Here is a 22012-nt window from a genome sequence, read left to right on the forward strand (position 1 = left end):
GCGCGCGGAGGCGGCGGCGCACCGACGGGGTGCGCCGCCCGTTTGTCATTTCGTGATGATCTCCGGCCCCATCATCATTGTCGGCAACCAGGTCGAGATGATCGGGATATAGGTCACCATGATCAGGAAGACGAAGAGCACGGCAGTGAAGGGCAGCGCGGCCCTGACCACCTTCATCATCGGCATGTTTGCCACCCCGGAGGTCACAAAGAGGTTGAGCCCGACCGGTGGCGTGATCATCCCGATTTCCATGTTCACCACCATGATGATGCCAAGGTGGATCGGGTCGATGCCCAGTTCGATGGCAATCGGGAACACCAGCGGTGCCACGATGACCAGCAGGCCCGAGGGCTCCATGAACTGGCCGCCGATCAGCAGGATCACGTTGACGATGATCAGGAACATGATCGGACCAAAGCCCGCGTCCAGCATGATCGCGGAAATCCGCTGCGGGATCTGTTCGTCGGTCAGCACATGTTTCAGGATCAGCGCGTTGGCGATGATGAACATCAGCGTCACGGTCAGCTTGCCCGCGTCGAACAGGGTCCGCTTGGTGTCGGGGTGCCAGAACACGCTGAGGAGCGCCAGCGGCTTGCGCATCAGCGACAGGTTGCGCCCCTCGCCCTCCACATGCAGCGGCCCCATGTCGCGGTAGACGAAACTGGCGATCAGGAAGGCATAGATTGCCGCCACCGCTGCCGCCTCTGTCGGGGTGAAGATCCCGCCATAGATGCCGCCCAGGATGATCACGATCAGGAACAGGCCCCAGCCCGCTTCCCGGCCCGAGGCCCAGACTTCGCCCCAGCCGCGCCATTCGCCCTGCGGCAGTTTGCGCACCTTGGCCATGATGTAGATTGTGATCATCAGCATGGTGCCGGCCATCAGACCCGGGATCACCCCGGCCAGGAACATCCGGCCCACGGAGACATCGGTGGCCGAGGCATAGACCACCATCACGATGGAGGGCGGGATCAGGATGCCCAGGGTGCCCGCGTTGGCAATGACGCCAGCCGCGAATTCCTTGGTATAGCCGACCTGGCGCATCCCCGCGATGACGATGGAGCCGATGGCGACCACAGTCGCAGGGGAAGAACCGGAAAGGGCGGCAAAGAGCATACAGGCAAAGACGCCCGCAATCGCCAGACCGCCCGGCAGGTGCCCCACCAGGGCGATGGAGAACCGGATGATCCGTTTCGCCACGCCGCCGGTGGACATGAAGCTGGAGGCGAGGATGAAGAAAGGGATCGCCAGCAGGGTATAGTGACCGGCCATCGCCTGAAACAGCGTCTGCGCAATGGAGGCAAGCGAGGTATCGGACAGGACCAGCAGGAACATGATGGAGGACATGCCGAGCGAGACCGCAATCGGCACCCCGATCAGCATCAGGCCCACGACCATTGCGAAAAGAATTGCTACTTCCATGGGATCAACGCTCCGCGTTCATGTGTTTGACGTCCTCGATGGCGTCTTCGGCCTCGTGGCTGACAATCAGACTGTCGGCATTGCCCTGCAGCAGACGGATGAACGCCTGGATGAAGCGGAACAACAGCAGCGCCATGCCGATGGGCAGGATTGCATAGGGAATGAAACGGGGCAGTTTGTCATAGCTTTCGCCCTCGTTCATCACCGGCTCGATGAAGCGCAGCCAGTCGGGCATGGGCAGGTCGACAACCTCGTACCAGGCCTGATCGCGGCTGTTGGCAAAGCCGGTCGGGAACCAGCGGCCCGTGGTGGCATCGAGACCCGCGAAGGGGGCCCAGTAATCCCAGGCGCCTTTCATCAGAAACACCGCATAGATGATGCAGACCAGGCCCGCGATCAGGGCAAGCACCCGGCGCGCAGGCTTGTCAAAAAGGTTGATCACCGCGTCCACGCCCAGATGCGCGGTGACCTTGACCGCATAGCTCACGCCCAGGAGGACCAGCCAGGCAAACAGAAGCGTCACCGCCTCAAGCCCCCAGATCAGGCCCGTGTTGAAGCCGTAGCGCAGAACCACGTTGATGAATGTGATGAGTGTCATGAGCCCGAGGATCACGGCAATCGCCGTTTCCTCGAATTCGTGCACGAAGCGCCCCAGCCCCGTGCGTGGTTGGTAATGCGATGCCATCGCTCAGCCCTTCCGGAAAAATGCAGGTAAGGGGTGGCCGGTCGCCCTGACCGGGGCCGGCCACCCGCAAGACACGAAAGCCTAGTGCTTTTCGTTGATCGCCTGTGCGGCGTCGATGTTTTCCTGACCAACGTCGGCCACGAATTCTTCCCAGACGGGTTTCATTGCGCTGACCCAGGCTTCGCGCTGTTCGGCGTTCAGTTCGCGGATCACGCCACCGGCATCCAGGATCGCCTGACGCGCTTCGGCGTCCACCTGTGCCACGGCGGCGTTCCGCTCGGCGGTCACTTCGTCCATGATGGTGGCAAGCTGGGTGCGCACGTCTTCGGGCAGGCTGTCCCACCAGTCGGTGGATACGACAACCATATAATCCAGAACGCCGTGGTTGGTTTCAGTGGAACCGTCCTGCACCTCAAAGAACTTCTGGCCATAGATGTTGGACCAGGTATTCTCCTGACCGTCGACAACGCCGGTCTGCAGCGCGCCGTAGACTTCGGAGAAGGCCATCGGCTGCGGGCTGACGCCAATCGCTTCCATCTGCGCCTTGATCACTTCGGAAGGCTGCACGCGGAACTTGAGACCCTTTGCATCTTCGGGCAGCAGCAGCGGCTTGTTGGCCGACATCTGCTTCATCCCGTTGTGCCAGAAGCCCAGACCCAGCAGGCCGCGGCGTGTCATCGATTCCTTCATCGCGGCACCGGCTTCGGAGTTCTGGAACTCGTCCACGGCTTCGATGTTCTTGAAGACGAAGGGCAGGTCGAACAGGCGGAAGACCTTGGTGAACTGCTCGAACTTGGACAGCGAGGGCGCGCCCATCTGGACGTCACCCTGCAGCATGGCTTCGAGCAGCTTGTCGTCGTCGTAAAGCGTGGAGTTCGGGAACACTTCGACGCAGGCCTTGCCGTTCATCTCGTCGTTGACGCGCTGTTCGAACAGCGAGGCCGCGATGCCCTTGGGGTGTTTGTCGGTGTTGGTGACATGGCTGAACTTGATGACGATCTCGCCGTCATCACAGGCAGCGGCAACAGCGCCCGCACTGACAGACATCGTCAGGGCAACAGCGGCGGCGGTAAATAGCTTCATTGGTTGTCTCCTCCCAGAGATTTGGAATCAAATCGTCGCACCTTTCCGGGTGCGCTGAGATAAGGAGCCATATTCCCGCGTGCGTTCACAAGTGCGTGTGATCCGCGGGGTGCTTTTTCCTGTTTATACTTTAATTACAACGGATTACAAGACGATCCCGTGATAGGTCATTGAACCTGCCGTACCGGATGTGCGGTTTCCCACACATGCCGGAGCGGCATTTGTGCGGAAATCCGCACATAATTCAGCTGCGAAAATCCTCGGGGCGAATGCCGTAGCGCGCCAGCTTGTCGTAAAAGGTCTTGCGCGGCAGTTTGAGCGCCTTGGCGGCTGCGCTGGCCTGCCCGTCGGCCCGGCGCAGGGCGGCCTCCAGCAGGGATTGCTCCACCTGGGCCATCTGTTCGGACAATCCCAGCGCCGCATCGGGAGCCACGGCATCCTCATGCACCCCCATCACGAAGCGCATCGCCGCCGACATCAGCGCGCGGGCATTGCCGGGCCAGTCGCGCGCCATCAGGTCGGCCACCACCTGCGGCGTGACCTCGGGCCGGGTCAGCCCCGCCTGCTCTGCCGCCTGGTCGACATATTGGCGGAACATCGAAGGGATATCCTCGGGCCGCTCGGAGAGGGCCGGGATCCGCACCGGCATCACCTCCAGCCGGTAATAGAGATCGGCATGCAGGCGGCCTTCCCTGACCGCGGCCTCCACGTCACGGGTGCTGCCGGTCATCAGCCGCGCGGCGGGCGCACCCTCCAGCGCCTCGATCAGCGCCAGCTGGGTCTGGGCGGGCAGCAATGTGACCTCGTCGAGAAACAGGCTGCCGCCTGCCGCCGCCTCCAGCGCTGCGAACAGGGCCTCCGATCCCATCTCTGCCGCCGCGCGTTTGACGAAAGCCGCCTTGGAGCGCGCGGAGCTGAGGTGGATCACCTCCGCCACCTTGGAAATCCCGGTGCCCGGCGCACCAAAGACCAGCACCTCGCCCTCGGTCTGGGCAACGCGGCGGACACGGGCGCGCAGGGCCTCCGATATCTCCGACGTGCCAAAGATCATCCGCGACGCGGGATCGCCCTTGCGCACCAGATCGCGCAGGCGGCGGTTGTCCAGCACCAGCGCACGGGTCTTGAGCGCACGTTCCAGCACCGCAAGCAGGGCGGCAGGCGCACAGGGCTTTTCGAGGAAATCGAAGGCCCCCTGCCCCATCGCCTCCACCGCCATCGGAATGTCGCCCTCGCCGGTCAGCAGGATCACCGGCAGGTCCGGGTCCTGACCCTGGGCATATTTCAGCAGGTGAAACCCGTCACGTCCGGGCATCCGCATGTCCGACAGGATCACCCCGTCGAAATCGCGGGTGATCCGATCCTTGGCCGCCACGAAGGAGCCGGCGGTGACCGCCGTGAAGTCGGCCAGTTCCAGCGTCTGCGCCAGCGCCTCGCGCACGGCGGCATCATCATCCACAAGCAGCACCTTGCCCATCATGCCGTCGCCACATCCTGTGTATGTCGTTCAAGTGTCACGGTAAAAAGCGCCCCGCCCTGATAATTGCTGCCCCTGATCTGTCCACCAAAGCTTTGCACAATGCCATAGCTGATCGACAGGCCCAGCCCCATCCCGGCGGAGGGGCCCTGGGTTTTCGTGGTATAGAAAGGATCGAATACCTTGTCCGGCATCTCGATCCCCGGTCCGGTGTCGCGAAAGCTGACAGTGACCTCATCCGCTTCGAGCACCAGGATTTCAAGGCGCTTTTCCGGCGCATCGGCCATCGCGTCCACCGCATTGGTGATCAGATTGACAAAGACCTGCCCCAGCCGCACCTCGCCGCCGCGCACCCAGGTCGGCGCTTCGAGCGGTGCATGCACCAGTTCGACACCCGCCTCCTGCACATGGGCGCGGGTCAGCTCCAGGGCGCTTTCCAGGGCCCGGCGCAGATCGACACGGTCATCGGTCTGCTGGTCCTGCCGGGCAAAGGCGCGCAGGTTCTGGATGATCCGCGCCATCCGCTGCGCCAGTTCGGAAATGCGGGTCAGATTCTCTGCCGCGCGCGCCGGCGTGCCGCGGTTCATGAACTGCACCCCGTTCTCCGCAAAGGACCGGATCGCCATCAGCGGCTGGTTCAGCTCGTGGCTGATGCCCGCAGACATCTGCCCCAGGGCGCTGAGCTTGCCCGCCTGCACCAGCTCATCCTGCGCCCGGCGCAGGGCGGCCTGCGCCTCTTCGCGCTCGGCCGCCTCTGCCAGCAGCTTGGCATTGGTATCGCGCAGGGCCCGGGTGCGCTCGGCCACCCGGTCTTCCAGACGGGCATTGGCGCTGGCCAGCGCGCGCCGCCGCTCTGCCGCAAGAAACAGCAATGACCCGAATGCGAGGCAAAGTGCGGCCACCGCCGCGGCCTGTGCCGCCGCGAGCCTGCGCGCGGGTTCGGTATCCAGCAGCACCTCGCCGGTCAGGCCGATGACCGGCAGGCCTTGGGTCAGATGCAGCGCGGAGCGGGGCAGATACGGGCCCCAGTCCAGCAGCCAGATCTCATGCCCCCCCAGCCGGCGCGCCTCGAAAGGCGGGGCGGGCCCCACCGGCGGCACCAGACCGACCAGGCCGGAGGATGCTGGCGCCCGGTGCCAGAACAGCAGTTCCGAGCGGTTCGAAATCAGGACCTCGCCGCTGCTGTCGGTGAAAAAGGCCGGCGGGTTGCTGCCGCGCCAGTTGTAGTCGATGCCGTTCAGATCGGTCACCACAACCACGGCGCCCAGCACCTGCCCCGGCGGGCTGAACACCGGTGCGGCATGAAAATAGGCCCGCTGGGAGAGCGGCATCGCTTCGCCGTGCCCCCATCCCAGCGCGCCGCGCAATGCCCGGCGCACAAAGGGCTGTCCGGCCAGTTCCATCGGCGCATCCAGCCCCAGCGCCGAGGCGCGCAGGCGCCCCTCTGCATCAATCACCAGCACATCCAGCGCCGCCGTCTTGTCCGCGACCTTCAGCAGCAGATCGCCCAGGTCCCGCGCATCGCCCTCGGAAAGGACCGCACGCACCGCCGGATGATTCCCCATCAGCACCGCCAGATCCCGGTAGCGCTGCAGCTGGCCCACCAGCCGGTCCCCGGCAAGCGCCAGGTCCGCGCGCCCGCGTTCGGCCAGCAGGTCCAGGCCCTGTTCATGGAAATACCGCCAGACTCCCCCCGAGAGGGCCGCCACAACCGCCAGGAAGGCCAGCATCACTGCCGCTCTTTGCCGTATTCCGCTTATCATGGGGCCAGATTGCACATGCGCCCTTGCCTTGACCAGAGCCGCTCGGGCATCTGGTCGGGATGAAACGCCTTTCCCAATCCCCGCTCGACCCCGGGTTCATCCAGAACCCCTATGCCGTCTATGATGAAGCCCGCGCGCGCGGGCCGGTGCTGTTCTGGGAGGATTACGGGATGCTGGCCGCCTTTGACGCGGCCACCATCACCGCGCTGCTGCGCGACCGCAGGCTGGGCCGGCAGAACCCGGAACCGGCCCCGGCTCCGGCGCATCTGACCCAATGGCACCGGGTCGAGGCGCATTCGATGCTGGAGCTGGAGCCGCCCCGGCACACGCGGCTGCGGGCCCAGGTCCTGCGCGCCTTCACCTCGCGGCGGATCGCGAACCTGCAACCGGATATCGACCAGATCATGCAGGAACTGCTGGCCGCCCTGCCCGCGACAGGGCCGATCGACCTGATCCCCCAGGTCTGCACGCAGCTGCCGGTGCGCATCATCGCGCGGCTGCTGGGGGTGCCGGAAGAGCGCTGGCCGGACCTGCTGCGCTGGTCCAATACCATGGTGGCCATGTATATGGCGGGCCGCAGCCGCGCCATCGAGGACGCCGCCGAAGCCGCGACAGGCGAATTCGTCAGCTATCTGACCGATTACATCGACCGCCGTCGCGGCGACCCCGGCAATGACCTGATCTCGGAGCTGATCGCCACCGAAAGCGCAGGTGAAAAACTGAGCAGCGAGGAGCTGATCGGCACCTGCATCCTGCTGCTGAACGCGGGCCATGAGGCCACCGTGCACGCCATGGGCAATGCGGTGAAATGCCTGCTGGAACATCAGACCGACCCGCTGGCCCTGGCGCCGCAGAACATCGCCGCCACGGTCGAGGAACTGCTCCGCTTCGACCCGCCGCTGCACATGTTCACCCGCTACGCCTACGAAGACATCGACCTGGGCGATGTGACCCTGAAAAAGGGCGATGAGATCGCGCTGATCCTGGGGGCGGCGGGCCATGATCCCGACATCCACGTCGCCCCGGACCTGTTCAACACGCAACGCCCCGGCAGGCCCCACGCGGCCTTTGGCGGCGGGTTGCATTTCTGCGTCGGTGCGCCGCTGGCCCGGCTGGAACTGCAAAGCGCGCTGCCCGCGCTCTTTGCCCATCTGCCCGGGATGACCCTGGCCGAAACCCCGCGCTATGCCGCCACCTATCATTTCCACAGGCTCGAAAAGCTGCTGATCCAGCCGTGAACCGATCCGGGGTCAAGGAGGCCGCAGGCCCCGCGCAGCGGCTTGTCCTTGAGGCCGGAGCGGTTCGCAAGACCCTCGGAAAAGGTCGTTCAGGACGCAAGGCGCCCTGAACACCTTCTCAGCAATGAAAACCCCGGCACAAGGCAAAGCCCCGTCGCCGACAGGGGCTCAGGCCGCCACGGGTGCCCATAGAAAGGAATCGCGGCAAGGCCGCGTCCTTCAGATCACGCCAGGGCCTGTTCAGGTCACAGCGGCAGAGCCACGGTGGACTTGATCTCTTCCATCGACAAGAGCGCGGTGACATTATGCACCCGCACCTCCGAGATCAGCGCCTGATAGAACGCGTCATAGGCCCGCGCGTTCTTCACCCGCACCTTCAGGATATAATCGATATCCCCCGCCAGCCGATGCGCCTCCTGCACTTCGGGGCGGTCGCGCAGCGCCTTGAGGAAGGCCGCCTGCCATTCCGCTTCATGCTCCGAGGTGCGGATCAGGACAAAGAAACAGGCCTCGAACCCCAGCGCTTCGGCGTCCAGGATCACGGTCTGCTGGCCGATGATCCCGGCCTCGCGCATCTTGCGGATGCGATTCCATACCGGGGTCTTGGAAGAGCCCACCGCCTTGGCAATATCATCCAGCGATTGCGCCGCATCGCGTTGCAACTGGCCAAGAATTTTCCGATCTGTCTCGTCTATCCGAACAGGCATCCCGTGATTTTCCTTTTCGTCACAAACTTGTTCTATCTGGCGCTGAAAACAGAACAATATTCCTTATCTGCGCGGGCATATGGCCCAGTACAGGGAATATTTCCTATATAGAGAGGTAAGTCAACGCATCACACCGGCCGCAGCAAGGGGCACATCATGGACCATTTTCCCATCTTTCTCGCCACCGAGGGCCAGCGCATCGCGCTGTCGGGCGGCGGTGATGCGGCGCTGGCCAAGCTGCGGCTGCTGCTCAAGACCCGCGCGCGGATCCATGTCTATGCCCCGGCCCCCGCGCCCGAGATCGAAAACTGGGCGGAAGCCGGCAGGCTGACCCTACACCGCCGCGCCTTTGCCCCGGGCGACGCGCGGGACACAAGGCTGTTCTATGCCGCCGATGAGGACGCGGGCGAGGATGCCCGCACCGCCGCCATCGCGCGGGCCGAGGGGGCGCTGGTCAACATCGTCGACAATCTTGCCGACAGCGCCTTTATCACCCCCGCCATCGTGGACCGCGACCCGGTGACCGTGGCGATCGGCACCGAGGGCGCAGCGCCCGTGCTGGCCCGCGCCATCAAGGCCGACCTGGAAGAACGCCTGCCCGCCACGCTGGGCAATCTGGCGCGGATCGGCAAGGGCTTTCGCAAGCTGGCCGATGCCCTGCCCTTTGGCCGCGCGCGCCGCGATTTCTGGCGCGACTATTATTTCAACACCGGCCCCCGCGCCATCGCCGCAGGCGAGGACCGGGTGAAGGACAGCCTCGGCACGCTGCTGGAGGATCACCTGACCCGTGCCGCCCGCGCGGGCCATGTCGCCTTTGTCGGCGGTGGTCCGGGCGATCCGGAGCTGCTGACCCTCAAGGCGCGCCGCGCGCTGGATGAGGCGGATGTGGTGATCTATGACCGGCTGATCTCGGCACAGATCCTCGAACTGGCCCGCCGCGAGGCGGTGATGATCGACGTGGGCAAGGAAGGTTTCGGCCCCTCCACCAGCCAGGAAACGATCAACGCCCTGCTGGTGGAACATGCGCAATCGGGCGCCCAGGTGGTGCGGTTGAAATCGGGCGATGCCACCGTATTCGGCCGCCTGGACGAGGAAATCGACGCCATCGACGCCCATGGCATCACCTGGCATATCGTGCCGGGCATCACCTCGGCCTCTGCCGCGGTGGCGGCCATCGGCCAGAGCCTGACCCGCCGGGGGCGCAATGCTTCTGTCCGCTTCCTTACCGGGCATGACATGAAGGGGTTCGCCGATCACGACTGGGCCGCGCTTGCCCGCCCGAACGAGGTTGCCGCGATCTACATGGGCAAGAAATCCGCCCGTTTCGTGCAGGGCCGCCTGATCATGCATGGGGCGGACCGCGCCACGCCCGTCACGGTGATCGAAAACGCCTCGCGTCCCGAGCAGCGGGTGCTGGAAACCACGCTGGACCGGATGGCCGCAGACATTGCCGATGCGCAGATGACCGGCCCCGCCCTGACCTTTTACGGACTTGCCCCGCGCGCCGCCGTGCAAGCCGCCACTGACATGCCGATCGAGGAGATGGCCTGATGCCCAAACCTTTCACGCCCAAAGTTGTCACCGCCAACGCCCTGCTTGAGGGCGACGTGATCTATATGACCGCCAGTGGCTGGACCCGTGACCTGGCCGAGGCCGAAGTGCTGACCGATGAGGCCGACGCCGACCTGCGCCTGATCGAGGCGCAGTCGCAGCCGGGCAGCATCGTGGGCGCCTATCTGGCCGATGTCACCCTGCAGGACGGCGTGCCGCACCCCACCCATTTCCGCGAGGATTTCCGCGCCACCGGGCCTTCCAACTATCCCCATGGCAAGCAGGAAACCGTCAAAGAGGAGCGTTTCTGATGTACCATTATACCGATTTCGACGCCGCTTTCCTGGCCGAGCGCAACGCCCAGTTCCGCGCCCAGGTGGAACGCCGCATCGACGGCAGCCTGACCGAGGATGAATTCAAGCCGCTGCGCCTGATGAACGGGCTCTACCTGCAGCTGCACGCCTATATGCTGCGCGTCGCGATCCCCTATGGCACGCTGAACTCGCGGCAGATGGACCAGCTGGCGATGATCGCCGAGAAGTGGGACAAGGGTTACGGCCATTTCACCACACGCCAGAACATCCAGTACAACTGGCCCGAACTGCGCGATGTGCCCGACATGCTGGACGCGCTGGCGGCGGTGAACATGCATGCCATCCAGACCTCCGGCAACACCATCCGCAACGTGACCGCCGACCATTTCGCCGGTGCCGCCGCGGATGAGGTCGCGGACCCGCGCCCGGTGGCCGAACTGATCCGCCAGTGGTCCACCGACCACCCGGAATTCCAGTTCCTGCCGCGCAAGTTCAAGGTTGCCGTGACCGGGGCCGAAGCCGACCGCGCGGTGATCAAGGCGCATGACATCGGTCTGCGCATCGTGGAGCGCGACGGGGCAATCGGCTATGAGGTCATTGTGGGCGGCGGCCTGGGCCGCACGCCGATGATCGGCAAGGTGCTCTATGATTTCGTGGCGGAGGAAGACCTGCTGCCGACGCTGGAAGCGATTGTCAGCGTCTACAACTTGCTGGGCCGCCGCGACAACAAGTACAAGGCGCGCATCAAGATCACCGTGCATGAGAACGGGATCGAAGACATCCGCGCCCGTGTCGACGCGCGCTATGCGCTGATCCGCCCGCAGTTCGGCGGTGTGGACCAGCAGATGCTGGCACGGATCAAGGCCGATTTCGCCGCCCCCCGGTTCCGGGTGGCAGACGAGGCACCCTATCGCAACGCCTATCAGAACGACCCGCTGTTCCGCAGCTGGGCCGATACCAACCTCTCCGCGCACCGTGCGCCGGGCTATGCCATCGTCTCCATCAGCCTCAAGGCGCATGGCAAGACGCCCGGCGATGCCTCTGCCCGGCAGATGCGGCTGATGGCGGCGCTGGCGAAACGCTATGGCCATGACGAGCTGCGCATCAGCCACGAGCAGAACGTGATCCTGCCGCATGTCCATAAATCGGACCTGCCGTCGGTCTTTGCCGCGCTGCGGGCCGAGGGGCTGGGCACCGCCAACATCGGGCTGATCAGCGATATCATCGCCTGCCCCGGCATGGATTACTGCGCGCTGGCTACGGCACGTTCGATCCCCATCGCGCAGGAGATTGCCACCCGCTTTGACGAATTGAAGCTGGAGCATGAAGTGGGTCCGCTCAAGATCAAGATCTCGGGCTGCATCAATGCCTGCGGCCACCACCATGTGGGCCATATCGGCATCCTGGGGCTGGACCGCGCGGGCGTGGAAAACTACCAGATCACCCTGGGCGGTGACGGCACCGAAGATGCGACCATCGGCACCCGTGCCGGCCCCGGTTTCTCTGCCGATGAGATCATCCCGGCGGTGGAACGTCTGGTGCTGGCCTATCTCGACCTGCGCACGGAACCTGCGGAGACCTTCCTGCAGACCTACCGCCGGCTGGGGATGGCCCCGTTCAAGGCCGCCCTTTACCCCGAGGCAGAAAGCAAGGAACGGGCAGATGCCGCTTGACCGAGACCGACATGTACCGGCGGCGCAGGCCAGCGGGGCTGCGCAACCTGCCCTGGACCGGGTTGGCGCGCTCAACGCCGAGCTGCGCCATCACAGTGCCACGGATGTGCTGCGCCGCGCGGTAGAAGAGATCCCGCATCTTGCGCTTGTCTCAAGCTTCGGGGCGGAATCGGTGGTGCTGCTGCATCTGGCCTCCATGGTGAACCGCGACCTGCCGGTGCTGTTCATCGACACCGAACTGCTGTTCACCGAAACGCTGGTCTATCAGCAGGAGCTGACCGAACGTCTGGGCCTGCGCAATGTGACGATCCTGCGGTCGGGCAACATCCGCGCGGTGGACCCGGACAACACCCTGCACCAGCGCGACACCGACGCCTGCTGCAACCTGCGCAAGACCGTGCCGCTGCAAACCGCGCTGCGCGGCTTTGACGGCTGGATTTCGGGGCGCAAGCGGTTCCAGTCGGGCACCCGTGCCGCGCTGGAGCATTTCGAGCTGGAGCAGCGCGGCAATGGCGTGCCGGACCGGATCAAGGTGAACCCGCTGGCCTATTGGGACCCTGCCGATGTGCAGACCTATATGACCGAGAACCGCCTGCCGCGCCATCCGCTGGTGGCGCAGGGCTACCCCTCGATTGGCTGCGCGCCCTGCACATCGCCGGTGAAACCGGGTGAAGATCCCCGCGCAGGCCGTTGGAGAGACAGTGAAAAAGACGAATGCGGCATCCATTTTGTCGATGGCAAGATGGTGCGAACCGGAGGCAAGACATGACCCAATTGATCAACGATAGCGGCTTTGTGGAAGACGACTGGACCGGTGGCTTTTGCGCCACCGGGGCCGCCAATGACTGCGTGGCGCTGGACCTGGCCTCGGATGCCGATCCCGAAGCGGTCGATCTGTCGGGGCTCAAGGTCATCCGGGTTGATTTCCCCTCCTCCGCCGACGGGCGCGGCTTTACCGTTGCGCGCGCCCTGCGCCTGCGGGGGTTCACCGGACGGCTGCGCGCCCGGGGCCATCTGATTGCCGACCAATATGCGATGGCGCGCCGGGCCGGCTTTGACGAGGTCGAAGTGCATGACGAAATCGCCGCCCGCCAACCCCAGGACCAATGGCAGTTCCGCGCCAATTGGCAGGCGCATGACTATCAGTCGCGCCTGCGCGGCTGAGCTGCGACAAAGGCAAAGATTGCCCTGACCCCATTCATCTTCTAAGAAGGGAACGCAAGCGATCGCTTGTGTACATGTGATTATGACCGAGCAGACCCCAGTGAACCAGACCACAGCCCAGCCCGCCCTGCCTGACGCGCAGACCGTGACATCGGTAAAGCACTGGACAGACAGGCTTTTCTCTTTCCGCGTCTCCCGCCCCGCATCTTTGCGGTTCCGGTCGGGCGAATTTGTGATGATCGGGTTGATGGGTGATCCGCACCCCGAGACCGGCAAGCAGAAGCCGCTGTTGCGGGCCTATTCCATTGCCTCGCCCGCCTGGGACGACGAATTGGAATTCTATTCGATCAAGGTGCAGGACGGTCCGCTGACCTCGAAACTGCAGCACATCCAGCCCGGTGACCACATCATCCTGCGGCCCAAGCCGGTGGGCACGCTGGTGCATGACGCGCTGCTGCCGGGCAAGCGGCTGTGGTTCTTTGCCACCGGCACCGGCTTTGCGCCCTTTGCCTCCCTGCTGCGCGAGCCGGAGACCTATGAGAAATTCGATGAAGTGGTGATGATGCACACCTGCCGCGATGTGGCAGAGCTGGAATATGGCCGCCAGCTGATCGAGAACCTGAAATCCGACGAGTTGATGCAGGAGCTGATCGGGGCCGAAAACCTGGCCAAGATCCGCTATTACCCGACCACCACCCGTGAACAAAGCCCCAAGATGGGCCGCATCACCACCCTGTTGCAGGACGGGACCGTCTTTGCCGATCTGGGGATTGACGGGATCAACAAGGAAACCGACCGCGGCATGGTCTGCGGCAGCCTTGAATTCAACAAGGACATGATGAAAACGCTTGAGAGCTTTGGCCTTGAGGAAGGGGCAAATTCCGATCCCAAGCATTTCGTGGTCGAAAAGGCCTTTGTCGGCTAAAGCGTCATGCGAAAAACCTGCACCAGCTAACGCTGCCTGAAATCGGAGATTTCAACGCTCTGACTGATGAATGGTGTTTCAGGTATTTCGTCAGTGGCTGTAAGCCACTCACCAGACATGAAAAAACCGCGTCCCGTCACCGGGGCGCGGTTTCTTTTTGCACGTCGAAGCGGATCAGAGGTTCAGCGCTTCGCGGATTTTTTCCAGCGTCGCCTTGAGCAGATCAGGATTGTCCTGCGCCGCCTTCAGACCTGTGGTCAGGGTGGTTTTCTGCAAGGCGCCCAGATCGGAGTTCTCGATCATCTCGGTGACCTTGCCGAGGTCGAAACCATCCACTGTCAGCAGCTGATCCACCATCGAAGGTTCAACCCCATCGACACCGGCGGCGGCCTCGGCCTCTGCCGTGTCGCCGGTTGTGGCATCGACAGATGCCTCTGCGGCCGGCTCGGTGGTTGCCTCGGCTGCGGTTTCCGCGGCCTCTTCGGTGCTTTCAACAGCCGCATCCGCGGCCTGCTCGGTGCCCTCGGCGGTGGCTTCCGCTGCCTGCTCAGTTGTTGCGGCTGCGCTGTCGGCGGCCTCGGCTGTGGCATCTGCCGCGTCTTCGGCGGCTTCTGCCGTGTCCGTGGCGGCATCGGCCACCGCATCTGCCGTGTCGGAAGCTGCATCAGCGGTTGCATCTGCCGCATCCGCTGCGGTGTCGCCCGCTGCATTTGCCGCATCGGAGGCCGCTTCGGTGGTGGCTGTCACGGCGTCAGAGGCCGCTTCGGCAGCGTCGCTGGCCGCATTCTCGACCGCCTCGACAGCGCCTTCTGTCGCCTCTGCAATCGCTTCACCGGCTGCATTTGCGGCATCTGCCGTGGCATCGACCGCTTCGCTCACGGCGCCCTCCACCGCGTCAGCGGCTTCGCCTGCGGTTTCAGAGGCGCTTTCCAGTGCTTCGGGTGCATTGACTGTTTCGGAGACCTCATTCACAGCTTCGGAAGCATCATTGGCCAGTTCAGACGGTGACTTGCCGGAATACAGCATGTAGCCGCCAACAGCGACAAGTGCCGCCACGATAATCCAGATCAGGTTTTTCATATTCTTTCCCTCTTTGACAGCGCCGGGGCCAACACTGGCCCTGCACACCTTGTCGGCCCAAATGCGGAACAACCCCGATACATTCAAGGGGAATTTGGCGCGAAAGACGTCCATTGCACCAATTTACCGGCTTGAAGAAGGCGGTTGCCACGTCTACCTTGCAACTTCGAAAATACAGCAACCACCAAAGGATGACCACCATCGCTCGCAGACCTCATAACGCGCCACCGCAACGTGACACCGGACCGCGCGTCAACGAAAACATACGTTCCCCGGAAATCCGCCTGATCGGCGCAGATGGCGAAAACGTCGGCGTCGTGACGCCCAACCGCGCCCTCGAAATGGCCGAAGAGGCCGGGCTGGACCTGGTCGAGATTTCGCCCAACGCCAATCCGCCGGTCTGCAAGATCATGGATTTTGGCAAGTTCAAGTACGAACAGCAAAAGCGCGAATCCGAAGCCCGCAAGAAGCAGAAGATCATCGAGATCAAAGAGGTCAAGTTCCGTCCCAACACGGATACGAACGACTATGACGTCAAGATGCGCAATGTCTTCAAGTTTCTTGAGAACGGCGACAAGGTCAAGATCACCCTGCGTTTCCGGGGCCGCGAGATGGCGCACCAGAACCTGGGCCGCGAGCTGCTGGAACGGGTGGCAGAGGACACCAAGGAGCGTGGCAAGGTCGAGAACTTCCCCAAGATGGAAGGCCGCCAGATGGTCATGCTGATCGGGCCCCTGCCCAGCAAGGCCTGAGACCAGCACTTCGCCGCTACAAAGAGCGGCCTTCTGACGCGCCCGGCAAAGCCGGACTCTGAGAAGGCCGCCAGATGGTCATGCTCATCGGGCCCCTGCCCAGCAAGGCCTGAGGTCATAGCCTGAGGTCGGCACATTGCCTTGACACTCAGCGGCCCCTGCCTTCCGGACAGATGTCAGCGCCGACGGAATCGAAAAACCCCCGCAACGCATTGCGGGGGTTTCTTTTTGCGGGTCATGCCCCCTGCGAGAGGGTCAGCGCAGCAGGGCGGTGATGTTGCGCACCACCGCGCGGCGGTTGGCAGGTTCCGCATCAAGCGTCGGGATCTTGAGGTCGGATTCGCCATAGCCCTGGGTGACGAGGTTCTGCGCGGGCACGTTGAAGTATTCGGTCAGCGCCAGCGCCACGGTTTCGGCGCGGCGGTCCGACAGGGCCAGGTTGTAGGTGGCGCTGCCGACAGCATCGGTATGCCCCTCGACCAGGATCACGGTACGCGGATCCTGTGCGATCTGTTCGCGCAGGGCGGTGCCGATCCGGGCCAGGCTGCGCGCCTGTTCCGGCTGGATCGCGGCGGAACCGGTCGGGAAGCGGACCGCATCAAGCTCCAGCTGCGGTGCCAGGGCACGCACCTGGCTGATGTCGCGGACCTGACGCAGGGAGAAGGTGCGGTTGGTATCTGCCGCCAGTTCGCGTTGCAGCGCCGCGCGCAAGGCCTCCTCGTTCTGGTTGCTGACCATTTCCACCTGCTGCTGCCGGTTCACCTGCGGCAGGTCGTTCACCACAACCCGCTGTTCTTCGACAAGGTCATCAAACAGCACCACCTGGTTGCCCTGCGTATCCACGGAAACCCGGCGCAGGACCGAACCGTCACGGGCGCGGATCGTGATGATCTGCGAACCGTCCGGTTTGGTCACGATGCTGCGGCTGGAGCCGTCGTCGAAGGTCTGGGTGCGGACCTCATCGCCCGCCTGGCGGATCAGCGCATCTTCATCCTTCAGCACCCGCAGGTCGCCATTGGGGTCCTCGACCACCACCCGGTCGCCCGAGCGGCTGACAACCTTGTCGCCGTTCTTGAGCACGGAGCCCACCACCACGGCACCAAGCCCCAGCAGAAGCGCCTTTTCGAATTTGCTCAACCCGCTGTCGTCACTGGAGGCTGCAGGCTGCTGGTCGCCGGTCACGGCGGTCTCGAATTCCTCGTCGGAGGAGCGCAGGTTTTCCTCGGTGATCTCTTCGGTCACCACGTCGGCATCACTGCTTTGAGACTCGGCCGCTGCGGCGGCGGCGGCGATGGCCTGACGCTCGGCCTCGCGGTCTGCGGCGCGTTGGGCTTCCAGCTCGGCGGCCTGACGGTCCGCTTCGGCCTGGGCTTCGGCGGTCAGCTCTGCCTCGGCTTCGGATGTGGCCTGCGCATCAGCGGCAGCCTGTGCATCGGCTGCGGCCTGAGCATCGGCTGCGGCCTGTGCGTCAGCTGCGGCTTGAGCGTCAGCTGCGGCCTGCGCATCAGCGGCGGCTTGATCCTGCTCCGCCTGTGTTTGAGCGGCAGCGGCGCTTTCTGCGGCCTGAGCATCAGCGGCAGCTTGTGCGTCAGCAGCAGCTTGCGCATCTGCAGCGGCCTGATCCTGCGCAGCCTGTGCATCGGCAGCAGCTTGATCTTCGGCGGCCTGCGCATCTGCGGCGGCTTGATCCTGCGCAGCCTGCGCCTCAGCAGCAGCTTGGGCGTCTGCAGCAGCTTGTGCGTCAGCAGCTGCCTGGGCATCTGCAGCAGCTTGCGCGTCAGCGGCAGCCTGATCCTGTGCCGCCTGTGCCTCGGCTGCGGCCTGTGCGTCCGCCTGGGCCTGTTGCTCTTCACTTGTCGGCGCCGCCTCAGAATTCTCTGTCGCGGCGGATTCCTCTTTCATGGCGCGGCGCACAACCAGCTCTTCAGCGGTCTTCACGGCCTGATCGTCAAACATGCAGGGAAAGGTGACCTCCCCCCCGGTCAGATCGCAGGCCGGTGTTTCGGACTGCGCAAATGCGCCCCCCGGCAGCGCCAGAAGCAGGCTCATGCTCAGGGATGTTGTCGATTTCAATAGCGTCTTCATTTGGTGTTCCTCACATTGTTCCGAACGCCGTTCGGGCAGCGCTTGTGAGTTAACGTCTGGTGGCGGTGGCGGTTCCGCCGCCCCTGAAGATAGGCAAGGATACGCAAAAATCCGCGCACCCCTGGGGCACGCGGATTTCTGTTCAGACCACGACTTTCAGGCCATGGCGCCCGGTCAGGCGATGGCGGCAACCGCCCGTTTGGTCATCACGCCAACCAGATGGGCGCGATATTCGGCAGTGCCATGCAGATCGCTGATCATGTCGCCTTCGGCTTTCAGCCCCGCCACCGCATCGGCAGAGAAATTGGCCGAAAGCGCCTCTTCCGCCTCGGTCCAGCGGAAGACACCGTCATTGGAGGCACCTGTCACCGCCACGCGCACCCCGTCGCTGAACCTTGCGACAAAGACCGCGACCAGCGGGAAGCGCGAGGCAGGCTGGAGGAATTTTTCGTAATGCGCCGCCTGCGGGATCGGGAATTTCACTTCGGTGACAATCTCGCCCTCTTCCAGTGCGGTGGTGAACATGCCGAGGAAATAATCATCCGCCGCAATCTCGCGGTTGTTGGTCACGATGGTGGCGCCGGAACCAAGGGCCGCCGCCGGATAGCAGGCGGAAGGGTCGTTGTTGGCCAGAGAGCCGCCGATGGTGCCCCGGTTGCGCACCGCAGGGTCGCCGATGCGCGCCGCAACCGTTGCCAGACCCGGATAATGCGCCGCCGCTTCGGCCGCCACGGTCGCATGGGTGGTGCCGCCGCCGATGCAGAGCCTGCCATCGTCAGACATGCGGACCCCCTTCATTTCCTCGATCCCCGTCAGGGACACCAGCACCGAAGGGGCGGCCAGCCGCGCCTTCAGCGTCGGGATCAGGGTCTGCCCGCCGGAAATCGGCTGAGCCTCTTCCTTGCTCATCGCCTGCACCGCATCGGCGATGCTGGTGGGGCGTTCGACGTCGAAATTATACATCTTCTTTCCTTTCGAACCTGGCACCGCCTGCGGGTCTCGCGGGGCACCTGCTTCTTTATGCCAAAATACCTCCGGGGGGTCCGGGGGGCAACGCCTCCCGGACCCCCCGTCTCAGATCACCCCTGCATCGCGGCCCAGACGCGCGATGGCGTCACCGGCATGTCGATATGGGCCACATCCTTGCCGCCGGAGCGCATTGCGTCCAGCACCGCGTTGACCACCGCCGGAGGGGAGCCGATCGCCCCCGCCTCGCCGCAGCCTTTCACGCCCAGCGGGTTGTGGGTACAGGGTGTCTGGCAGGAATGGTCCACGTCATAGAAGGGCAGATCGCTGGCCCGCGGCATCGCGTAATCCATGTAGGATGCGCTCAGCAACTGGCCGTCGCTGTCATAGGCGCAGTTCTCCAACAGTGCCTGGCCGATCCCCTGTGCCAGCCCGCCATGAACCTGGCCGGTAACGATCATCGGGTTGATGATATTGCCGAAATCATCCGCCGCCGAGAACCGCTCGATGGTGACCTGGCCGGTCTCCGGGTCCAGTTCCACCTCGCAGGCATAAGCGCCCGAGGGGTAGGTAAAGTTCGACGGATCGTAGAATGCCGTCTCCTCCAGCCCCGGTTCAAGATCCTCCAACGGATAGTTGTGCGGCACATAGGCTGCCAGCGTCACATCGCCCCAGGCCAGGGATTTGTCGGTGCCCGCCACGCTGAACATGCCATCCTTCAGTTCGATATCGCCTTCGGAGGCCTCCAGGATATGGCCGGCGATCTTCTTGGCCTTGGCGATGATCTTTTCCGTCGCGCGGACCATGGCCGATCCGCCCACCGCGATGGAGCGGGAGCCATAGGTGCCCATGCCCATCGGCGTGCGCGCGGTGTCGCCATGCACGATCTCGACCATCGAGGCGTCGATGCCGATCATTTCCGCAATCACCTGGGGAAAGGAGGTCTCATGCCCCTGCCCGTGGCTGTGGGAACCTGTCATGACAACCAGCCCGCCGGTGGCATTGACCCGCACCGTGGCGCTTTCATAAAGCCCCGCCCGCGCGCCCAGCTGGCCCACAAGGTTCGACGGCGCGATGCCGCAGGCCTCGATATAGCAGTTCACGCCAAAGCCGCGCAGCTTGCCCTTGGCCTCGCTTTCCTTGCGGCGCGCCGCAAAGCCCGCGATGTCAGCCATCTCTTCCAGCTTGTCCATCGTGGCGAAATAATCGCCGGTGTCATATTCCACCGCCACCGGGGTGGCATAGGGGAATTCGGTGATGAAGTTCTGACGCCGCAGCTTGATCGGGTCCACGCCCAGCTCATGCGCCGCCTTGTCCACCAGCCGCTCCAGCTGAAAGGTCGCCTCGGGCCGTCCGGCACCGCGATAGGCATCGACCGGCACCGTGTTGGTGAACACCGCCTTCACGTTCACATAGATCAATGGCGTCTTGTAGTTCCCCGCCATCAGCGTGCCATGCAGCCATGTCGGCACCGAGGGCGCGAAGGTCGACAGATAGGCGCCCATGTTGGCATAGGTATCGGTGCGGATCGCGGTGAAGTTGTTGTCCCCGTCCAGCGCCAGTTCGATCTTGGTCACGTGATCGCGGCCATGGGCATCCGACATGAAGGCCTCCGACCGGCTGGAGGTCCATTTCACCGGACGGTTGCAGGCCTTGGCGGCAAAGGTACAGAAGGCTTCTTCCTGATAGTGGAAGATCTTGGTGCCGAAACCGCCGCCCACATCGGGGGCCACGACGCGCAGCTTGTGCTCGGGGATGCCCAGCACGAAGGCGCCCATCAGCAGGCGGATCACATGCGGGTTCTGCGAGGTGGTGTAGAGCGTGTGTTCGCCGTCCGAACGGCTGTAATCGCCCACCGCCACACGCGGCTCCATCGGGTTGGCGACCAGACGGTTGTTGACCAGTTCCAGCGTGGTGACATGTGCGGCCTCTTCAAAGGCCTTGTTCACCGCCTCCTTGTTCTCCTCCACGAAACCCCAGTCATAGCAGAGGTTCGAGGGCAGCTCCTCATGCACCTTGGGCGCGCCGTCCTTGACCGCCTCCTTCATGTTGATGACGGCGGGCAGTTCCTCGATCTCCAGGACAATCGCCTCGGCGGCATCGCGGGCCTGGGCCAGCGTCTCGGCCACGACAGCGGCGATGGGTTCGCCCACATGGCGCACCTTGCCCTGGGCCAGCACCGGGTGGCCCGGTTCCTGCATCGGCTGGCCGTGTTTGTCGGTGACCTGCCAGCCGCAGGGCATGCCGCCCACGCCTTCAAAGTCCTTGCCGGTGAAGATCCTGACGACCCCGTCCATGCCTTCGGCCGCCGACGTGTCCACGCTGGTCAGCTTGCCATGTGCCACGTCGGAGCGCAGGAAAAAGACATAGGCCTGTCCCCGCAGGTTGATATCGTCGGTGTATCGTCCGTTCCCTGTCAGAAACCGGACGTCCTCGCGCCGCTTCGTGCTGGCACCAATTCCGCCGTCTTTAGGCATCTTCATTCCTCCCGAATGTCTTGGGTGGCCCCCACCCTACATCTCCTCTTGCAGGGTGGGTCCGACCCCACGCGTTGATGTGCTTATTCTGCTGCGATCGCGCTGACGTCCTGGCCGGATGCGGCCATGATCGCCTTGACGATGTTGTGGTAGCCCGTGCAACGGCAGATGTTGCCGTCAAGGTAGTGTCGCACTTCGGCCTCTGTCGGCTTGGGGTTCTCCTTGAGCAGGGCCGCCGCCGACATCACCATGCCGGGGGTGCAGAACCCGCACTGGAGGCCGTGGTGGTCCTGAAACGCCTGCTGGATCACATTGAGCGATCCATCCGCATTGGCCTGCCCTTCGATGGTGTCAACGGTGGCACCGTCCGCCTCGATGGCGAGCATGGTGCAGGCTTTCACGGCCTGCCCGTTCACATGGACCACGCAGGCGCCGCACTGGCTGGTGTCACAGCCGATATGTGTGCCGGTCAGGCCCTGATCATCGCGCAGGAATTGTGCCAAGAGCGTGCGGCCCTCCACGTCGCCGGACGCGGTTTTGCCGTTCACGGTCATTTTGACCTGTGTCATGAAATCCTCCCATTTGTGACCTTGTTTGAACGTGAGTAAATCACGCAGAGCCTCTATTGAGAATAGATAAAAACGGATATCACG

Annotated in this window: 19 protein-coding genes; 8 read left to right on the forward strand and 11 right to left on the reverse strand. The window is 63.9% G+C overall.

Translation table 11 applies throughout. The features are described 5' to 3' along the window. Positions 1–45: 45 nt before the first annotated feature. The 5 genes from PVW51_RS11880 to PVW51_RS11900 form a co-directional block, all read right to left on the reverse strand. A complete protein-coding gene (locus tag PVW51_RS11880; RefSeq protein WP_269367710.1) occupies positions 46–1422 on the reverse strand; it encodes a TRAP transporter large permease in 1377 nt (458 codons plus the stop codon). Between the two features lie 4 nt (positions 1423–1426). Further along, the gene (locus PVW51_RS11885) at positions 1427–2107 is read right to left on the reverse strand and encodes a TRAP transporter small permease (RefSeq protein ID WP_269367709.1); all 681 of its coding nucleotides are present in this window, start codon (positions 2105–2107) and stop codon (positions 1427–1429) included. Between the two features lie 81 nt (positions 2108–2188). Next, positions 2189–3190, reverse strand: coding sequence for a TRAP transporter substrate-binding protein (locus tag PVW51_RS11890; RefSeq protein WP_274575239.1), 1002 nt, complete (start codon positions 3188–3190; stop codon positions 2189–2191). 244 nt (positions 3191–3434) lie between these two features. Then, a complete protein-coding gene (locus PVW51_RS11895) occupies positions 3435–4667 on the reverse strand; it encodes a sigma-54-dependent transcriptional regulator (protein WP_269367707.1) in 1233 nt (410 codons plus the stop codon). Then, positions 4664–6394: a sensor histidine kinase gene (locus PVW51_RS11900; protein ID WP_274575240.1), complete on the reverse strand. Its 1731-nt coding sequence runs from the start codon at positions 6392–6394 to the stop codon at positions 4664–4666. The genes PVW51_RS11895 and PVW51_RS11900 overlap by 4 nt, the downstream gene beginning before the upstream one ends. A gap of 92 nt (positions 6395–6486) precedes the next feature. Between PVW51_RS11900 and PVW51_RS11905 the strand changes: the two genes are divergently transcribed. Beyond that, positions 6487–7665, forward strand: a complete 1179-nt coding sequence (locus PVW51_RS11905; RefSeq protein WP_274575241.1) for a cytochrome P450 — start codon at positions 6487–6489, stop codon at positions 7663–7665. Between the two features lie 245 nt (positions 7666–7910). Here PVW51_RS11905 and PVW51_RS11910 read toward each other — a convergent pair whose 3' ends face one another. Continuing rightward, a complete protein-coding gene (locus PVW51_RS11910) occupies positions 7911–8372 on the reverse strand; it encodes an Lrp/AsnC family transcriptional regulator (RefSeq protein WP_114275635.1) in 462 nt (153 codons plus the stop codon). 156 nt (positions 8373–8528) lie between these two features. On the opposite strand from PVW51_RS11910, the gene cysG reads away from it, so the two are divergent. From cysG to PVW51_RS11940, 6 genes are all read left to right on the forward strand, one after another. Next, a complete protein-coding gene (cysG, locus tag PVW51_RS11915) occupies positions 8529–9923 on the forward strand; it encodes a siroheme synthase CysG (protein WP_269367705.1) in 1395 nt (464 codons plus the stop codon). After that, positions 9923–10234, forward strand: a complete 312-nt coding sequence (locus PVW51_RS11920) for a DUF2849 domain-containing protein (protein ID WP_274575242.1) — start codon at positions 9923–9925, stop codon at positions 10232–10234. The genes cysG and PVW51_RS11920 overlap by 1 nt, the downstream gene beginning before the upstream one ends. Next, positions 10234–11910: a nitrite/sulfite reductase gene (locus PVW51_RS11925; RefSeq protein ID WP_274575243.1), complete on the forward strand. Its 1677-nt coding sequence runs from the start codon at positions 10234–10236 to the stop codon at positions 11908–11910. Before PVW51_RS11920 ends, PVW51_RS11925 begins: the two co-directional genes overlap by 1 nt. Further along, positions 11900–12679, forward strand: coding sequence for a phosphoadenylyl-sulfate reductase (locus PVW51_RS11930; protein ID WP_274575244.1), 780 nt, complete (start codon positions 11900–11902; stop codon positions 12677–12679). The genes PVW51_RS11925 and PVW51_RS11930 overlap by 11 nt, the downstream gene beginning before the upstream one ends. After that, positions 12676–13074, forward strand: a complete 399-nt coding sequence (locus PVW51_RS11935) for a DUF934 domain-containing protein (RefSeq protein ID WP_274575245.1) — start codon at positions 12676–12678, stop codon at positions 13072–13074. Before PVW51_RS11930 ends, PVW51_RS11935 begins: the two co-directional genes overlap by 4 nt. 82 nt (positions 13075–13156) lie before the next feature. Next, positions 13157–13999: a ferredoxin--NADP reductase gene (locus tag PVW51_RS11940; protein WP_274575246.1), complete on the forward strand. Its 843-nt coding sequence runs from the start codon at positions 13157–13159 to the stop codon at positions 13997–13999. A 174-nt stretch (positions 14000–14173) separates the two neighbouring features. Here PVW51_RS11940 and PVW51_RS11945 read toward each other — a convergent pair whose 3' ends face one another. After that, positions 14174–15079 carry a translation initiation factor 3 gene (locus tag PVW51_RS11945; RefSeq protein WP_274575247.1) on the reverse strand — a complete coding sequence of 302 codons (906 nt, stop codon included), beginning with the start codon at positions 15077–15079 and terminating at the stop codon, positions 14174–14176. 191 nt (positions 15080–15270) lie between these two features. Here PVW51_RS11945 and infC point away from each other — a divergent pair, with 191 nt between their 5' ends. Then, positions 15271–15831: a translation initiation factor IF-3 gene (gene infC, locus PVW51_RS11950; RefSeq protein ID WP_269367698.1), complete on the forward strand. Its 561-nt coding sequence runs from the start codon at positions 15271–15273 to the stop codon at positions 15829–15831. A gap of 255 nt (positions 15832–16086) precedes the next feature. On the opposite strand, the gene PVW51_RS11955 is transcribed toward infC, so the two are convergent. The 4 genes from PVW51_RS11955 to PVW51_RS11970 form a co-directional block, all read right to left on the reverse strand. Next, a complete protein-coding gene (locus tag PVW51_RS11955; RefSeq protein WP_274575248.1) occupies positions 16087–17916 on the reverse strand; it encodes an OmpA family protein in 1830 nt (609 codons plus the stop codon). Between the two features lie 174 nt (positions 17917–18090). Beyond that, positions 18091–18879, reverse strand: a complete 789-nt coding sequence (locus PVW51_RS11960) for an FAD binding domain-containing protein (protein ID WP_269367696.1) — start codon at positions 18877–18879, stop codon at positions 18091–18093. A 116-nt stretch (positions 18880–18995) separates the two neighbouring features. Beyond that, positions 18996–21359 carry a xanthine dehydrogenase family protein molybdopterin-binding subunit gene (locus PVW51_RS11965; protein WP_269364246.1) on the reverse strand — a complete coding sequence of 788 codons (2364 nt, stop codon included), beginning with the start codon at positions 21357–21359 and terminating at the stop codon, positions 18996–18998. Positions 21360–21442: 83 nt separating this feature from the next. After that, entirely contained in the window at positions 21443–21928 is a 486-nt protein-coding gene (locus tag PVW51_RS11970; RefSeq protein WP_269364248.1) for a (2Fe-2S)-binding protein, read from the reverse strand. Positions 21929–22012 lie beyond the last annotated feature (84 nt).

Source organism: Sulfitobacter sp. PR48 (assembly GCF_028807335.1).
GTDB lineage: Bacteria > Pseudomonadota > Alphaproteobacteria > Rhodobacterales > Rhodobacteraceae > Sulfitobacter.

Bases quoted from the DNA above. Each gene is read 5' to 3' on its own strand.
- PVW51_RS11880 (WP_269367710.1), bottom strand. From the start codon at position 1,422: ATGGAAGTAGCAATTCTTTTCGCAATGGTCGTGGGCCTGATGCTGATC.
- PVW51_RS11885 (WP_269367709.1), bottom strand. From the start codon at position 2,107: ATGGCATCGCATTACCAACCACGCACGGGGCTGGGGCGCTTCGTGCAC.
- PVW51_RS11890 (WP_274575239.1), bottom strand. From the start codon at position 3,190: ATGAAGCTATTTACCGCCGCCGCTGTTGCCCTGACGATGTCTGTCAGT.
- PVW51_RS11895 (WP_269367707.1), bottom strand. From the start codon at position 4,667: ATGATGGGCAAGGTGCTGCTTGTGGATGATGATGCCGCCGTGCGCGAG.
- PVW51_RS11900 (WP_274575240.1), bottom strand. From the start codon at position 6,394: ATGCTGGCCTTCCTGGCGGTTGTGGCGGCCCTCTCGGGGGGAGTCTGG.
- PVW51_RS11905 (WP_274575241.1), top strand. From the start codon at position 6,487: ATGAAACGCCTTTCCCAATCCCCGCTCGACCCCGGGTTCATCCAGAAC.
- PVW51_RS11910 (WP_114275635.1), bottom strand. From the start codon at position 8,372: ATGCCTGTTCGGATAGACGAGACAGATCGGAAAATTCTTGGCCAGTTG.
- cysG (WP_269367705.1), top strand. From the start codon at position 8,529: ATGGACCATTTTCCCATCTTTCTCGCCACCGAGGGCCAGCGCATCGCG.
- PVW51_RS11920 (WP_274575242.1), top strand. From the start codon at position 9,923: ATGCCCAAACCTTTCACGCCCAAAGTTGTCACCGCCAACGCCCTGCTT.
- PVW51_RS11925 (WP_274575243.1), top strand. From the start codon at position 10,234: ATGTACCATTATACCGATTTCGACGCCGCTTTCCTGGCCGAGCGCAAC.
- PVW51_RS11930 (WP_274575244.1), top strand. From the start codon at position 11,900: ATGCCGCTTGACCGAGACCGACATGTACCGGCGGCGCAGGCCAGCGGG.
- PVW51_RS11935 (WP_274575245.1), top strand. From the start codon at position 12,676: ATGACCCAATTGATCAACGATAGCGGCTTTGTGGAAGACGACTGGACC.
- PVW51_RS11940 (WP_274575246.1), top strand. From the start codon at position 13,157: ATGACCGAGCAGACCCCAGTGAACCAGACCACAGCCCAGCCCGCCCTG.
- PVW51_RS11945 (WP_274575247.1), bottom strand. From the start codon at position 15,079: ATGAAAAACCTGATCTGGATTATCGTGGCGGCACTTGTCGCTGTTGGC.
- infC (WP_269367698.1), top strand. From the start codon at position 15,271: ATGACCACCATCGCTCGCAGACCTCATAACGCGCCACCGCAACGTGAC.
- PVW51_RS11955 (WP_274575248.1), bottom strand. From the start codon at position 17,916: ATGAAGACGCTATTGAAATCGACAACATCCCTGAGCATGAGCCTGCTT.
- PVW51_RS11960 (WP_269367696.1), bottom strand. From the start codon at position 18,879: ATGTATAATTTCGACGTCGAACGCCCCACCAGCATCGCCGATGCGGTG.
- PVW51_RS11965 (WP_269364246.1), bottom strand. From the start codon at position 21,359: ATGCCTAAAGACGGCGGAATTGGTGCCAGCACGAAGCGGCGCGAGGAC.
- PVW51_RS11970 (WP_269364248.1), bottom strand. From the start codon at position 21,928: ATGACACAGGTCAAAATGACCGTGAACGGCAAAACCGCGTCCGGCGAC.